This window comes from Methylocella tundrae, from assembly GCF_901905185.1.
Lineage (GTDB): Bacteria > Pseudomonadota > Alphaproteobacteria > Rhizobiales > Beijerinckiaceae > Methylocapsa > Methylocapsa tundrae.
Genome location: NZ_CABFMQ020000153.1, coordinates 16,226 through 30,786 on the forward strand (window position 1 = coordinate 16,226; position 14,561 = coordinate 30,786).

12 protein-coding genes are annotated in these 14,561 nt (G+C 61.5%); 1 reads left to right on the forward strand and 11 read right to left on the reverse strand.

Translation table 11 applies throughout. The features are described 5' to 3' along the window. Positions 1-5 precede the first annotated feature (5 nt). From MPC4_RS20150 to MPC4_RS20165, 4 genes are all read right to left on the reverse strand, one after another. Entirely contained in the window at positions 6-995 is a 990-nt protein-coding gene (locus MPC4_RS20150; RefSeq protein ID WP_174514115.1) for a zinc-dependent alcohol dehydrogenase family protein, read from the reverse strand. A gap of 102 nt (positions 996-1,097) precedes the next feature. After that, on the reverse strand, positions 1,098-1,727 hold the full coding sequence (locus MPC4_RS20155) for a peptidase S14 (protein ID WP_244629131.1): 630 nt from the start codon (positions 1,725-1,727) through the stop codon (positions 1,098-1,100). A 114-nt stretch (positions 1,728-1,841) separates the two neighbouring features. Next, entirely contained in the window at positions 1,842-3,005 is a 1,164-nt protein-coding gene (locus MPC4_RS20160; RefSeq protein WP_174514116.1) for a glycosyltransferase family 4 protein, read from the reverse strand. 13 nt (positions 3,006-3,018) lie between these two features. Further along, positions 3,019-4,290 carry a lipopolysaccharide biosynthesis protein gene (locus MPC4_RS20165; protein WP_174514117.1) on the reverse strand — a complete coding sequence of 424 codons (1,272 nt, stop codon included), beginning with the start codon at positions 4,288-4,290 and terminating at the stop codon, positions 3,019-3,021. Between the two features lie 327 nt (positions 4,291-4,617). On the opposite strand from MPC4_RS20165, the gene MPC4_RS20170 reads away from it, so the two are divergent. After that, the gene (locus MPC4_RS20170) at positions 4,618-5,145 is read left to right on the forward strand and encodes a hypothetical protein (protein ID WP_210253697.1); all 528 of its coding nucleotides are present in this window, start codon (positions 4,618-4,620) and stop codon (positions 5,143-5,145) included. 41 nt (positions 5,146-5,186) lie between these two features. On the opposite strand, the gene MPC4_RS20175 is transcribed toward MPC4_RS20170, so the two are convergent. The 7 genes from MPC4_RS20175 to MPC4_RS20205 form a co-directional block, all read right to left on the reverse strand. Continuing rightward, positions 5,187-5,864, reverse strand: coding sequence for a YoaK family protein (locus tag MPC4_RS20175; protein ID WP_174514118.1), 678 nt, complete (start codon positions 5,862-5,864; stop codon positions 5,187-5,189). Between the two features lie 164 nt (positions 5,865-6,028). After that, a complete protein-coding gene (atzF, locus tag MPC4_RS20180) occupies positions 6,029-7,849 on the reverse strand; it encodes an allophanate hydrolase (protein WP_174514119.1) in 1,821 nt (606 codons plus the stop codon). Then, positions 7,846-11,379 (reverse strand): urea carboxylase, encoded by a 3,534-nt coding sequence (gene uca / locus MPC4_RS20185; protein WP_174514120.1) that lies wholly within the window; start codon positions 11,377-11,379, stop codon positions 7,846-7,848. The genes atzF and uca overlap by 4 nt, the downstream gene beginning before the upstream one ends. 4 nt (positions 11,380-11,383) lie before the next feature. Next, positions 11,384-12,034 (reverse strand): urea amidolyase associated protein UAAP2, encoded by a 651-nt coding sequence (locus tag MPC4_RS20190; protein ID WP_174514121.1) that lies wholly within the window; start codon positions 12,032-12,034, stop codon positions 11,384-11,386. 23 nt (positions 12,035-12,057) lie between these two features. Beyond that, positions 12,058-12,879, reverse strand: a complete 822-nt coding sequence (locus MPC4_RS20195; RefSeq protein WP_174514122.1) for an urea amidolyase associated protein UAAP1 — start codon at positions 12,877-12,879, stop codon at positions 12,058-12,060. Positions 12,880-12,962: 83 nt separating this feature from the next. Next, entirely contained in the window at positions 12,963-13,739 is a 777-nt protein-coding gene (locus MPC4_RS20200; RefSeq protein WP_174514123.1) for an ABC transporter ATP-binding protein, read from the reverse strand. Next, positions 13,736-14,554 (reverse strand): ABC transporter permease, encoded by an 819-nt coding sequence (locus tag MPC4_RS20205; RefSeq protein ID WP_174514124.1) that lies wholly within the window; start codon positions 14,552-14,554, stop codon positions 13,736-13,738. The genes MPC4_RS20200 and MPC4_RS20205 overlap by 4 nt, the downstream gene beginning before the upstream one ends. Positions 14,555-14,561 lie beyond the last annotated feature (7 nt).

Here is a 14,561-nt window from a genome sequence, read left to right on the forward strand (position 1 = left end):
GGCGTTCAGACGGTCACGACGATTTTGCCGATTTGCTGGTTTGATTCGAGGAAGCGATGCGCCTCGACGATCTGATCAAGCGGAAAAGTTTTCGCGATGACGGGCCTCAAGGCTCCTTTGGCGAGGCCGTCGACCACGAAGCTTTTGGCGCGCTGCAATCGCGCCGGATCTCCTGTGATCTCCATCAGCACATAACCGCGAATGGTCAGCAGATTGCGCAGCAAATCGAAGAGGGGCAGCGGGGTCGGCTCCGGGCTCAATGCGCCATATTGGAAAATGATCCCGTGGCGCGCCGAGGCCGCGGCGAGCTTTGCAAGCGTCGGCCCGCCGACTGGATCGAAGGTCACGCGGGCGCCCTGTCCATTGGTGATGCGTCCGACTTCCGCGACAAGATCCTGCTCTTCGGTGGCGATGACATGCGCGGCGCCCAATTCCTGCAGCCGCGCGCGCTTGGCGCTCGTGCGGGTCAGGGCGATGGGAGTCGCTCCGACCATATTGGCGATCTGGATCGCAGCTATCCCGACGCTGCTCGAGGCGGCGGGAATGAGAACAGCGTCTGCGGCGGAAAGCCTGGCGATGTCGATCAGCGCGCCATAGGCGGTGACATACATCATCCAGGCGGCGGCGGCTTCCACGAAGGAGAGATTTGGCGGATGTTTGATCACGGCGAAGGCCGGAGCGAGGACAAGCTCGCCATAAAGGCCGTATTGGTTCAACGAAAAAGCGGGGATAACGCTCACCGCGTCGCCGATCGCAAATCCCGTGACGCCCTCGCCGATCGATTCGATCTCGCCCGCGGCCTCATAGCCAAGGCCCGCCGGCAGCTTCGGCTCTTCGAGATATTGCCCGGACCGGAACATCGCTTCCGCGCGATTGACGCCTATCGCCTTGACGCGAATGCGCACCTCGCCCGCAGCCGGGGCAGGAACGTCAAGGTCGACGAGATGAAGAACATCCGGCGGGCCGATTTTATCGAAGCGGACATGACGGGACATAGCGGAACTCCTTGAGAGGTTTGCGCCTCGCCCCATCCGGACCCATGTCGCGACCTGAACGCCGCCGCGGGCCGCGCAATCGCAAGCTCGGCAAAAATGCGCTCAGATGACGTCTCCGATCAACTTGAGAGCGAGCGCCTCCTGCGCGTCGAGATACCAATTCTGCGGCGCCTTGGCGATCACTTCGTCGAGAGTGAGGGGCGACTCTTCGATCAGCGCGGCAAACCCTTCGCGCTCGATCGTGATGCCGTTCTGGATCTCGTGCGCCAGCGCCTTGGCGATCGAAAGACAGCCTTGGAGCGGCCCCTCGAAATGGACCATCTTGTCGAGCTTGCGTTCATGGATCATCAGCCGCGCATCGCGCTCGAGCCAGCGATCGGCGACCGGAAACCCCGCCATGAAGGTGACCCCCGCCGAATAGACCGCGGACTTGCCGAAAAAGATGAAACGGCAGCCTTCCGCCGCGCGCAAAAGGCGAAGATCGGCGGCCATGGCGCGGGCGACTTCGGGATCCCCGCCGAGCGTCGTCAAGGCGATCACGAAAGGCCCGGCGCCCGACAGCGCCGCGACCTGCCCCTGAAATTTTTCGTGCATCGCGTCGTTCACCGGTCCGGCCAGGCGGATGTCCGGCCGCGCCAATCGGGCAAGCAGCGTTTTGTCCCGCGCGGCGGCGCTCGGCCCGGCTGCGCTTTCACACTCTGAGAGCTCGCTGTTAGCCTTGACGTTGTCCAAGCGCATCCCCCGCCACGATAAGGAACACAGCTGAAACTCGACGGGAGGCGAAGAGTTCCAGCGTTCTTCGCATAAGGACAAGAGGATGCGGGTACAGGCTTGCGGCGCGCGGAGCTATTTGGCGGCGACGAGTTCCTTGAAGACAGCCATCGCCATATCGCCATAAGCGCGCCAGCCGCCGAAGCCTTGCACTTTTGCGAGTGCTTTCGTGCCCATCGCCTGTCGCTCGTCCGGGTGGTCAGCCATGTATTGCAACCGCTCGGTCAGCGCGTCGACATCTCGAATGGGAATGATGAATCCCTCTTCGCCATCGGTGACGATATCCTCGGCCCCCGTATTCGTCGATGCGATCACCGGGCAGCCGCATGCCATGGCCTGCGCGAGAACGAGCGCCAATCCCTCCTCGATGCTGGGTAGCGCCATGACGTGGCTACGGCTCATTAAGGTCTTCAGCTCACTTTGTGGCACCGGGCCGACAACACGGGCGGTCTCGGGCCAAAGATCACGGCGGCGCAGCATCTCTATCACCTCCAGGTTCTCGATGCCGACAAAGGTCAGGCTCTTGGCCGGGTGATCGAGCTTCTGAAAAGCTTGTACTAGATAAGGGACCCCCTTGCGGAGACTCATAGCTCCTACGAACAGAACATCGAAACGGCCTTCCTCGGGCTGTCCGACGGGTTCAAATCGCAACAAATTCACGCCGTAGGGCAGCTTACGCAGTTTCTCAGGAGCAATCCCCTGACTGACGAAGCTTCGATAGACGAAGCTCGACGGAATCGTTATGCGGTCGGCTTCCGCATATTCGGCCTCTTCGGCGTCAACCGTGCGCGGATCGACCGTTTCGCCGGACAGACCCCATAGCTCCTGCTCCTCTTTTTGAAGCTGGCGCTGCACGCGAATATGCGAAGAGCCGCGGTCGCACACATAGAAAGATCCTTGAGAATGGGCGCGTTTGCCGGCCGCTAGGGAAGAACCGGACAACCCCATATAGACGTCGCAAGGCGGGAGATTGCGCGCGACAAAGGCGGCGAAGGCGGTCGCGTCGAGATGCTCCCATTGCCACAGCCACGATCGCGGCAGACGGTCGCGCCAACGAGCCGCCATATACGGGGCGTGGAAAAATGGAAAAGTGTGGATCAACTCTTGTGGCAGAGCTTCATGACGAAGCTTGAAGCGGGGATAGCTTGAATAGATCCCGGCCAGCGCCTCCCGCGCATAGAGCTCCCGCGCGAGGTCGAAGGTGTGGAACTTGCCGTTCGCGGAGAGCGCGATTTTCAAGGGGGGCTCCTGTTTATGAGTTGGCCTCGGCGAACAGGCGGTGGGCGATGTAGGTGCAAATGGCCGCAATAAACATTTCAGAGACAAGCATGGCGGCGCAGATGCCGTTGACTTGCCAGATTATGCCGAAAAGCCAGCCAAGAGCGACGGAGAGAATTCCCGATAGAAGAAACCAGCCGGCCAGTCCGATATGCTGATTCGTGGCGAGCAGCAAGATTCGCGGCACGTGCCAGACGCCGCCGACCGCGGCGTAAACCAGCAGCCACATCATCATGCTCGGGATGAACTCGATGCGGCCATGCGTCCAGATCCGCAAGAGAAAAGGCGACATGAAATAGAGCACGAGGCTCAATACAATCGACTGGACGGCGCCCAGCCGGGTGGAATGGCGATAAAGCGAGCGCACCCCCTTCATTCCCGCCTCTCCGAACAATCGGGAAAACTCCGGCTGGACGGCGTGACTGAACATCCCGGTCACCTGGACAGCGAGCCGGGCGATGGTGCGGTACGTGTTGAACACGGCCACGGCCGTTGTGCCGGCGAGGGCGGCGACGAGCAGTGTAACGCCCTGAAAACTCAGGCCTGACGCCAAAGGAAATGCCATGAGGGATACCGCCGGCCGAATCATGCTCAAAAGTTCAGCCTTGCTTGCGTGCTGGAATCCCAGGCGGAATTTGTGGTCGCCCTGCTGCGATAAATAGACTCCCGCCGCGGTTCCGGCGGCTCGCGCGACGAGACCGCAAATCGCCACTCCGGCGAGGGTGCGAAAAAGCATCAGGCCGGCCATGTAGCCGCCCCACTCGGCAAGGCGGACCGTCTGACCCAGCATTGTGCCGGCGGCGTAGCGGCCTGTCGCCTTGAACACCGCCTCCTGCAATCCGCCGTACAAAGCGAATAGGACAGCGCACATCAACGCCGCCAAAGCGATCCTCTTGTCGGTCGTCATGCTGTCTGGCAGCGGCAGGAATAGAGCCGCCGGGATTATGATCGCCGCCAGCGAGCAGCACATGACTGTCATGAAAAGCTGCGCAGTCTGATAGATGCGATTGGCCTCCGCCACATCCGAGCGGCCGACGGCCATCGTCATCTTGTTGCCGGCGGCGCCAACCATTCCGACGTCCGCCATCCCCACATAGGCCGGCAAGGCGGATAGAACCAACCAGGAGCCATAGGTCGCAGCGTCCCAGTATAGAAGGAATAAAGGCAGCGAAAAAATCTGTATTACGATCGTGATAACCTGACTAAACGCGTTGGCGCCGAGGCCCAGAATTATCCTTCGAAGCATGTTGCCGACTGTCCATAAGTCATTAATATTATAAACTAACAGTTTTTAGCCTGCAACCCTGCCGAAGTCAAGTTGAACGATTCGCCAGATTGTCCTGATGTTCAGCCTGAGAATATTTAGTTTACTTTTTCGGCGAACCGCCTCTTTTTCTGGCCGACGCTGCATTCAAAGGAAAATCACGCGCGAGCAAGGCTTTTGCAGTCCCGATCGGCCACGCTATAAATCCGTCCCGCGCAAGGAAGACAAAGGCGAAGACGGCCACGCCTCTGTTTTCTTCAGGGTCGCCAACCCCGAATGAATGTGCTGGCGCGCGGTCCAGAGGACAAAATGAACGATCATGACGCTTTAGCCTGGAACGGAAACTGGGCCTGGGGCCTTCCCTTGATTGCCCTCAACGTCATTTTTCACGTGATAGGCCTTGGCTTCATCAACGCGAATGTGCTCCGGGCGCTAGGCGGCTTCAAAGACCGGCGTCACTTTCTGTTGAAGTTTGCCATCGTCATGGGCGTCACCACGCTTTCGGCGACCCTTCTGCACGGGACCGAGGCCGCCATATGGGCCGGTGCGTACTGGGGGCTCGGCGCGCTTCCCGATACGAAAGCAGCCATGTTGTATTCTCTCAGCGCGATGACGACCTATGGCCACGAAAATCTTTTTCTCGCGGAGCATTGGCGCCTGATGGGCGCCCTTGAGGCGCTGAACGGGATGATCCTCTTTGGACTGACCACGGCGTTTCTCTATGGCATGATTCAACGGGTGTGGCCGATCGATGAGAGAGAATGGCCCGGGCCGCGAATGTCCTGGCCCAAACGAGCGCGAATGCCCTGGCCGAAACGAAGGAAGGCGCTGGACTGACATCGCCTTCGCTTTGCTGGCGTGGCTTCATTGATTTCCGTTTATCCCGCGGCGTCCAGATCATTCCCGAAGCCGCGGGCGGGCGCGGTCAGTGCGGCGAGGACGGCGAGCAGAGCCGTCATGCAGGCGAGATTTGCGAGAAGGCTTGAGCGGTGAAGCGCATAGGCGCCGCCGGCCGCGCCAGCAACGAAGGCGAGCCATGCCGCGAGGAACGCCAGCCATTCCGCGGCGGGGGCCTTGCCGGTGAGCGCCCGCGCAAGCGACTGACCCGCGCCGAACAGGGAGCCGGTGATAAAACTCTTTCCGACGTCGGCGCGCCCGACCAGCTGGCGCAGCGTATTCTGCATGCCCATCGCAACCGAGATTGGAAGCAGCGCGAAAAAACCGGGGCGCATCATCGTCAAGCCGATGGCGGCGCCAAGCAGCGCGCATTCCATCATCAGCACGACCGGCAGCCGAAGCCGTCCGGAGGCGTCGGCGAGCAGCGTTCCGAAAAATGCGCCAAGAAAAAAAGACGCGATCACGCTGGCTCCGCGCAGAATCGAGGGACCATCAAAAGCGGCGGCGGCGACGCCAAGCTGCGTCGTGTTCCCGCTCATGAAGGACAGATAGAACTGACCAACCTCGATGAAGCCGACGGCGTCGAGCCATCCCGCCACCAGGGCGAAGACGAGTCCCAGCCAAAGTTTTGTCGCGGTTGATCGCGATGCTTCGGACATCTCCCTCGATTGGCCTTGCGCTGTCACGCGTTTGCAGTCCTGAAAAGGCGCGGCTTCGAACCGCGCCACGGAACGCCTATGCGACACGACGCAAATCGAGAAAACAACGGAACCTTTGCGACGGCAAGTACGGTTTCGCGTGACGGTCGCCGCAACGTGGCGTCTTAGTCGGACGCCGCCGCATGTTCCGCCAGATAGGGCCGCCAGCCGCCCAGAGCGGTAATGTCTTCGCCGCCATCAAGCGCGAAAACCTCGCATAAAAATCCCGGGACCACGGCGCCGCTCGCGAGCCTTACCTTGCCGATCCCCATTGGCGCCGGAACGCCCGCGACAAAGCGGCCGAAGTCGCGCTCGGAGAGCGACCACAGCTCCACCTCGATACCCGGCCCCTCAAAGCCCGGCGCATGAACGAGGCCGGGCTTTGGCGGCATTGTCCCTTTGAGCGCGACCAGCCGATAGGATGGCGCGGTCCTCGTCGCTTCCACGAAAATCGCGCCGAGATCCGTCAGTTCGCGATTGAGGGGCAGGCCGGAAAGATGCGCGCCCGCGACGGCGAGGAGGATGCGCCCGCGGGAGGCGGGCTCCACAACCGAGACCGGCGGCTCGGCGGCGGCGCCGACAGCCTTGCCAACGCCTTCGCCGAGAGATCGATGCAGCCCGTCGGCGATCACGGCCAGATCGAAATCGGAAAAAGCCGGGCCGATCAGTGTGACGCCGAAGGGCAGGCAGCTCGTGGCGCGAAATCCCGCGGGCACTGCGATCGCGGCGTAATCGAGCAGATTGACGAAATGGGTGTAAACGCCAAGCCGGCTATTCGCGCCGATCGGATCTTCGGCAATCTGATCGACCGAGAAAATGGTGGGCGCCGTCGGCAGCAGCATGACGTCGAAGCGCTCCCATTCCCGCTCTGCCGCGCGCGCGATGGCGCGCAACCGATATTCGCCGTTGAACGCATCCGCCGCGGAAAGATTTGACGCCTTGCCGATGATCTGACGCACCTGCGGATCCATCTCCTGCGCGTGCGTCCTGAAGAAATCCTCGATCGCGGCGAAACGCTCGGCGACGAAGGCGCCGTCATAAAGGAGCGCAGCCGCCTGCTGGAAAGGCGCATAATCAATTTCGACCGGGCGCCCGCCACGAGCCGTCAGTCGATCAATGGCGCCCGCATAGAGCGCCGCGGCCTCTTCATCGCCGAAAAACTCCCTGTCGTCCGGCCGTAAAACTCCGAAGCGGAAACGCTTCGTCGGAAGGCTCACTCTTTCGCCCTCGCGCGAATAAGGGTCTTGCGCGTCAAAACCCTGCGCAATTTCCGCGATGATTTTTGCGTCGGCGCAGCTGCTTGCGAAAATGCTGACGCAATCTTGCGAGCGAACGGCCGGCAATACGCCAGCGGCGCTGATGAGGCCCTTGGTCGGCTTCCATCCGACGACATTATTGAAGGCCGCGGGCACGCGCCCTGAGCCCGCCGTATCAGTGCCGAGCGAGAAAGCCACGAGCCCGGCGGCGACAGCCACCGCCGAACCCGAGCTCGACCCACCCGATATGAAGCGATGATCAAAGACGCAACGCGGCGCGCCATAGGGCGAGCGCGTCCCGTTGAGACCCGTCGCGAACTGATCGAGATTGGTCTTGCCGATCAATATGGCGCCCGCCGCCAGCAACGCGTCGATGGCGCTCGCGCTTTTCTCCGGCGTATGGGCGAAGGCGGGACAAGCGGCCGTCGTCGGCATTCCCCGAACGTCCATATTGTCCTTCACCGCGAAGGGAACGCCATAGAGCGGCAAATGCGCCATCAGCGTGCTGTCCTGCTGCAGCTTTCCCGCCCGGGCGAGGATCTCGCTTTCCTCGACGCGACTGATCCACACCGCCGGGTCATCATAGACGTCAATCCGCTTCAGCACTTCGAGCATGACATCCCGTGGGGTGAATTTCTCCTGGCGATAGCCATCGCGCAGAACCTCAATTTGCAGCATCTCGGGAATCATGACGCGTCCTCGATTTCGATCACGGCCAGACGTTGGCCATTTTGTACCGGACGTCCGGCCTGACAGGAGATTTCGACGAGGCGGCCGCCCGCCGGCGCCGCAACCGCGATCTCCATCTTCATGGATTCGAGAATGACCAGTGTCTGGCCGGCGACAACGCGCTCGCCCGCGGCCGCCTCGATCTTCCAGACATTGCCCGGCATCGGCGCCTCAATCGCGATCGCGCCATCGGGTAGAATGATCTCCGTCAGATCATCTGCAGACTGATCCTCGACGAAAAGATTGAGGCCCTGCTCCTCCCAGCGCCTGCGCTCCGCCTCGAATGCCGCGCGCTGGCGCGTCTGAGCCGCTTCAATCTCCTTGGCGTTATCGCGCAGAAACGCTTTATATTGCTTCAGACTGAATGTCGTGGGCTCGATCTTCAGCGGGTAGCGTCCGTGCAAAAACGCCTCACGCGCGTCGGTCAGCTCCTCGTGGCTCACGGGATAGAATCGGATCTGATCGAAGAAGCGCAAAAGCCACGGTTTTCCGGGCTCGAAAGCGTCGGTCGCGCGCCAGCTGTTCCACATCTGGATGGTGCGGCCGACGAGCTGATAGCCGCCCGGGCCTTCCATACCGTAAACACAAAGATAGGCGCCGCCGATGCCGACGGCGTTCTCAGGGGTCCATGTGCGTGCGGGATTATATTTCGTGGTGACCAGCCGATGACGCGGATCAATCGGCGTCGCCACCGGCGCGCCGAGATAGACGTCGCCAAGCCCCATGACGAGATAGCTCGCGTCGAAGAGAATATGACGGACGTCCTCAATGCTTTCGAGACCGTTGATGCGGCGGATGAATTCTATATTCGACGGACACCACGGCGCATCGGGACGCACAAGCTCCTGATATTTGCGCATGGCAAGCTCCGCCTGCTCATCGTTCCATGACAGAGGCAGATGCACGATGCGGCTTTCGATCTCGACCTCATCGACCGGCGGCAGATTTGCTTCAAGCTTCATCACCTCATTGAGCAGACGCCGAAGCGGCAGCGCCGCGTCGTCGTAATGGATCTGCAGCGACCTTATGCCCGGCGTCAGATCAATGACGCCGGGAAGAGCCGCCTCGATCAATGCCTGATGCAGCAGGTGAACCCGCATCCGAAGGCCGAGATCGAGCACGATGGGGCCAAATTCGACGAGCAGATAGCTATCCCCCGCCCGCCGGTAGCAAACCGCCGCGTCGCCCTCGCCATGCCGATGCAAAATCGGATCGCCGCGCTCGCGGACAAGCGCGCCGCTCGCTGACCGGACAGGCGCCGGACGAAAACGGATTGTATCGCCCGGCCGCAACTGGCCGACCTTCCAGAGATCGCTCTTGATGATGACGACAGGACAGACGAAGCCGCCAAGGCTCGGCCCATCGGGCCCCAGAATGATCGGCATGTCGCCGGTGAAATCGACGGCGCCGATCGCATAGGCGTTGTCGTGGATGTTGGACGGATGCAGTCCCGCCTCGCCGCCGTCGGCCCGCGCCCAGCGCGGCTTGGGGCCGATCAGGCGCACGCCCGTTCGCGCGCTGTTATAGTGGACCTCATAGTCGGTCGCAAAGAGTTCGGCGATGTCATCTTCCTTGAAGAAATCCGGCGCGCCATGCGGGCCATAGAGGACGTCAATCATCCAATGATGCGTTAGTTCAAACGGCTCCACGTCTGCCTTCTGCGGCGGCGACGCGGCTCCTGTTTCGGCGACGCGCAAAACGTCGCCCGTGCGCAAGGCGCACGCCGCGTGGCCGCCGAATTTGCCGAGCGCGAAGGTCGCCTTGGAACCGAGATAGAGAGGCGCGTCGATGCCGTTGCGAATGGCGAGATAAGTTCTGTTGCCGGGACCATTGACGACGCCGAGCGTCAGCACCTGACCCCGGCGAACCTCGATCGGCTCGTCATAGGGCGCGGGCTCGCCGTCGAGCGTCGCGCTCATTCTGGCGCCGGTCAGCGCGATGATCGTATTGAGATTGAAACGAAGCGTTGGTCCCCGCAAGGTAAGCTCGAGACCGGCGGCGCCCTCAAGGTTGCCGACGATCCTGTTGGCGAGCCGAAAATGATGATCGTCCATCGGCCCGCTCGGCGGAACCCCAACGTTCCAATAGCCAAGACGTCCCGGCCAGTCCTGAACGCTGGATAGCGTTCCGCCGGAAAGGACGTCGATCGTGCGCGGTACGAAAGTGAATTCGCTGAGCGTCTTCGTGATCATCTCGCCCGCGCGGAAAGGCTCAAGATCGAGAACCGCCGCGAGATAAGTGAGATTGCTTTCAAGCCCAGAAATATCGCTCGCCCTTAGCGCGCGCGACAGATTTTCGATGGCGGCCTCGCGCGTCGCGCCATAAGCGATCACCTTGGCGAGCAACGGATCGTAATAAGGCGAGACCTCGACGCCGGTCTCGATCCAGCCGTCGACCCGCACGCCTTCGGCGAATTTGACCCGCGTCAACAGTCCCGTGCTCGGCCGAAAATCCTTTGACGGATCTTCCGCGTAGACGCGCGCCTCGATCGCCGCCCCTTTCGAGACGAGGCTTGCCTGCGATGGCAGTGTGAAATCACCCGCCGCCTGCTTGACCATCCATTCGACGAGATCGACGCCGAAAATCGCCTCAGTCACGCAATGCTCGACCTGCAACCGCGTGTTGACTTCGAGAAAGTAGAATTTCTGCTGATCGGCGTCATATACGAATTCGACCGTGCCGGCGGATTCATAGGCGACAGCTTTCCCAAGCGAAATCGCCGCCGCGCGCAGCGCAGCGCGATTCTCATCGCTAAGTCCTGGCGCCGGCGTTTCCTCGATGACCTTCTGGTTGCGCCGCTGCAGCGAGCAATCGCGCTCGCCAAGCGCCACCACGCCGCCTTTGCCGTCGCCAAAGATCTGCACCTCGACGTGACGCGCGCGCGCCACGAATTTTTCGAGATAGACGCGATTGTCGCCGAAATTATTAGCGCCAAGCCGGCGCACGCTCTCGAAGCGCGCGGCAAGCTCCTCATCGCCATAGCAGAGCTGCATGCCGATGCCGCCGCCCCCGGCCGTGCTCTTCAGCATGACCGGATAACCGATGCGCCGCGCCTCACTGAGCGCTTCATCGAGCGTATCGAGAAGATCGCTGCCGGGCAGCAGCGGCGCCTTGGCGCGCGCGGCGAGTTCGCGCGCCCTATGCTTCAGGCCGAAGGAGCGCATATGCTCCGGCCGCGGACCGATGAATGTGATCCCCTCAGTTGCGAGCCGTTCGGCGAAACCTGGATTTTCGCTCAAGAATCCGTAGCCCGGATGGACGGCCTCCGCGCCCGTCGCCTTGCATGCCGCGATCACCGCCTCGACGTTGAGATAGCTTTGCGCCGCGGGCGCAGGGCCAAGGCGGACCTGTTCGTCGGCTGCAAGCACCGTCGGCGAAAAGCGATCAGCGTCGGAATAGACGGCGACGGAGCGAACGCCGAGCTTACGCAAGGTTCGGATCACGCGCCCGGCGATTTCGCCTCTGTTGGCGATGAGAACTTTTTTGAACATCGCCCTATTTCCCCTCGCCGCCTCGATCGAAAATCAACACGCGGATCGGCGTCGGGTTGAAGCCATTGCAGGGGTTGTTGACCTGCGGGCAGTTGGATATGAGGCACAGCACATCCATTTCCGCCGTAAGATCAATAAAGCCGCCGGGCGCCGAGACGCCGTCGACGATCGCCAGTTCGCCACTAGGCTCGATCGGCACATTCATGAAGAAATTGATGTTGCTGACGAGATCGCGCTTGCCCATGCCATATTTGCCGATTTCGAGCGTGAAGTTCTCGCGGCAGGCATGCATATATTTTGTGTGGTGGCCGAATCGAACCGTGTTGCTTTCGCAGCTACAGGCGCCGGCTGACGTGTCATGCAGCCCGCAGCTGTCCGCGACGACGCGCAACATGACATTGCCTTCGTTCGATATCAATTTCGAGCCGAGCCCTATATAGGCGAATTTCTGTTCGCGCAGCGTATCCTGCGCGCTGTAGCGCTCCTCGAAATTGTCGGCGCGGTAGAACAGCGCGTCGACGGCCTGCCGCCCCTCAAGATCAACGATGCGGATCGTCTCCCCCTTGCGCACAAAGCCGGACCAGGGCGCGCGCGCCGGCACGATGGCGTCGAAGATTGCGGTCGCCGGATCGACGGAAGTCGTTATAGCTGACATGCTTATACTCCTCTCCCGGCCATTCACGCGCCAAACAGCGCATCGGTGTTTTCAAAGCCGCGCCTTGCTTCTTCGCTGGCGCCGCGGCACAGATCGGTCTCGTCGGCAGGCATGGCGCGAAACACGGTGGCCTCAACCGAACCCGGCGCATAGTCGGGGCGCGGATCGTAAGGATGCGGACAGTTGGACAAAGTGATGAGCAGGTTCATTTCCGCCCTGAGCTCCACGAAATCACCGGCCTTCCGCGAGCCTTCGCTCCACGCCAGAGCGCCCTCGGCGTCGGTGCGCACCGGCGCAAAGAAGGTGATGCACGGCATGATGTCGCGGCGCGTCAGGCCGAGCTTGGCGGCGGCGAGACAAAAATTATCGCGCGTGTTGCGTACAGGCGCCCCGCCATAACGTCGCTCATTGGTCGCTTTGGTGCTGCCGCCGACGAGTGCGTCATGACCGGCGCCGCTATCCTCCGTGATCGAGGCGAGCACGCGCCCCATGTCCGAGAACAGCACATCGCCCTTGCCGAGCAGCGCATTCCACTGGATCTTGACGGTGTCCCCCGCGTTATAGCGTTCGCTCACATCGTCGGCGTTCCAGATCAGCGTCGAGACGGAGGCGCGCCCGCTCGTGTTGACGATGCGCAACTTTTCGCCGCGATTGATCTTGCGCGACCAATACCATCCGTCCGGGATCGTTTCGCGCCACAGGATTTCATCGCGCGCAAGCGGGCGCGCGACAGATGGGGCCAGCTCACGAGGCGCCTGCGCGCGCAGTCTTTGCGCGGCGTTGCGCTTCAATTCGAGATAACGCTCCCGATGCTGCTCGGGCGTCGATGCATCTAACAGACTCATGACTTTGGTCCTTGCTGGCCAGCGCCAGGTCGTCCTGGCCCAATCCTCGTGTCGCGCCGGGTCGTCCCGGCGGGAAGAAAGATTCAGGAGCTTTTTTTCGGCGTCTTTCGCGGAGCGGAGACATTCCAGGGCGCGTGCTTTGGCGGCCATACGTCGAGATCTCTCGTGATTGTGGCGCCAAACCGCTCGGGCTCGAGCAGGCTGTTTTCCTTGCGTTCAAAGGCGAGCACTCGCGTGCCAAGACGGAATGCCTCGCTGAGATCATGCGTTACCATGATGACCGTCATCTGCGTTTCTCTCCAGAGGCGGAGCATCAGCTCATGGATGTCCGCTCTGATGCCAGGATCGAGGGCGCCAAAGGGCTCGTCGAGCAACAGAATTTTCGGCCGCGTGATCAGCGCCTGCGCCAGCGCGAGACGCTGCTGCATGCCCCCTGACAATTGCGCCGGGTATTTGGTGAGCGAGGCGGAAAGGCCGACCTCCTCGAGCAGCGCCAGCGCTTCTTCTACTACTTTGCGCCTCGCCTCTCCGAAAAGCGCGCCAAAGAATTTCGAGCCGGCGAATTCCTTGCCAAGCACGACATTCTCGAGAACCGTCAGATGCGGGAATACGGAGTAACGCTGAAACACCACGCCACGATCGACGGTCGGCTCTCGCGGCAGCTCCTTCCCATCGACAAGGATGCGTCCGCGCGTCGGCGTTTCCTCGCTGAGAAGCATGCGCAGGAACGTCGTCTTGCCGCAGCCGGATGGGCCGACAAGCGCGACGAAGGCGTGCGGCGCTATGTCGAGCGAAAGCTTTTCGAGCACGACGCGGCCGTCATATTCCTTCCAGACATTTTGAAAGCTGATGGTCGTCATTTTGAGCGCGCTCCCGCAAACCAGGGGAAGAGCCAGCCTTGCAGGCGTCGCAAAATATAATCCGACAGAAAGGCAAGGAGCGTGATCCAGGCGACATAAGGCAAAATGACATCCATCGCGAGATAGCGGCGCATCAAAAAGATGCGGTAGCCGAGCCCGCTTTCGGCGGCGATCGCCTCGGCCGCGATCAGGTAGAGCCAGGCGGCGCCAAGCGACAGCCGGACGGAATCAATGAGGCGCGGCATCATCTGCGGCGCCACGACGCGGAGCAGAATCTGCCAGGTTGTCGCGCCAAGCGTCTGCGCCTTGACCAATTGCTCTACCGGCAGTTCACTGACCCGCAAGGCGAGATCGCGGGTCATAAATGGCGCGATGCCGATGACGATCAGCACGATCTTCGAGACTTCGCCAAGCCCGAACACAATGAACAGGATAGGCAGGATCGCGAGCGGCGGGATCATCGACAACACCGCGATGAAAGGCGTCAGCAGAACTCGCAGATAGGGCAACAGCCCAACCAGGAGCCCGATGACGCAACTACTGACGGTCGCGACCGTGAGGCCGACGCCGAGACGAGTGAGGCTCGCCGCGGTGTCGGACCAAAGAATGATGTCTCCCGTGCGCTTATCAGGCTCAAAAGCGACGCGTCGCACCGCCGCCGCCAGGCTGTCGAGGCCCGGCAGCAATTTATCGTCTGGATTGCCCGAATGGCGCAGGATCGATCCGATCGCATAGATCGCAATCAGCACGACGAAAGGAAGGGCGGGCAGGATGAGGCTTGCTCCCCGATTCGGGCGATAGGTGAGTAAGCGCATGGGAGAA

Bases quoted from the DNA above. Each gene is read 5' to 3' on its own strand.
- MPC4_RS20150 (WP_174514115.1), bottom strand. From the start codon at position 995: ATGTCCCGTCATGTCCGCTTCGATAAAATCGGCCCGCCGGATGTTCTT.
- MPC4_RS20165 (WP_174514117.1), bottom strand. From the start codon at position 4,290: ATGCTTCGAAGGATAATTCTGGGCCTCGGCGCCAACGCGTTTAGTCAG.
- MPC4_RS20170 (WP_210253697.1), top strand. From the start codon at position 4,618: ATGAACGATCATGACGCTTTAGCCTGGAACGGAAACTGGGCCTGGGGC.
- MPC4_RS20175 (WP_174514118.1), bottom strand. From the start codon at position 5,864: ATGTCCGAAGCATCGCGATCAACCGCGACAAAACTTTGGCTGGGACTC.
- atzF (WP_174514119.1), bottom strand. From the start codon at position 7,849: ATGATTCCCGAGATGCTGCAAATTGAGGTTCTGCGCGATGGCTATCGC.
- uca (WP_174514120.1), bottom strand. From the start codon at position 11,379: ATGTTCAAAAAAGTTCTCATCGCCAACAGAGGCGAAATCGCCGGGCGC.
- MPC4_RS20190 (WP_174514121.1), bottom strand. From the start codon at position 12,034: ATGTCAGCTATAACGACTTCCGTCGATCCGGCGACCGCAATCTTCGAC.
- MPC4_RS20195 (WP_174514122.1), bottom strand. From the start codon at position 12,879: ATGAGTCTGTTAGATGCATCGACGCCCGAGCAGCATCGGGAGCGTTAT.
- MPC4_RS20200 (WP_174514123.1), bottom strand. From the start codon at position 13,739: ATGACGACCATCAGCTTTCAAAATGTCTGGAAGGAATATGACGGCCGC.
- MPC4_RS20205 (WP_174514124.1), bottom strand. From the start codon at position 14,554: ATGCGCTTACTCACCTATCGCCCGAATCGGGGAGCAAGCCTCATCCTG.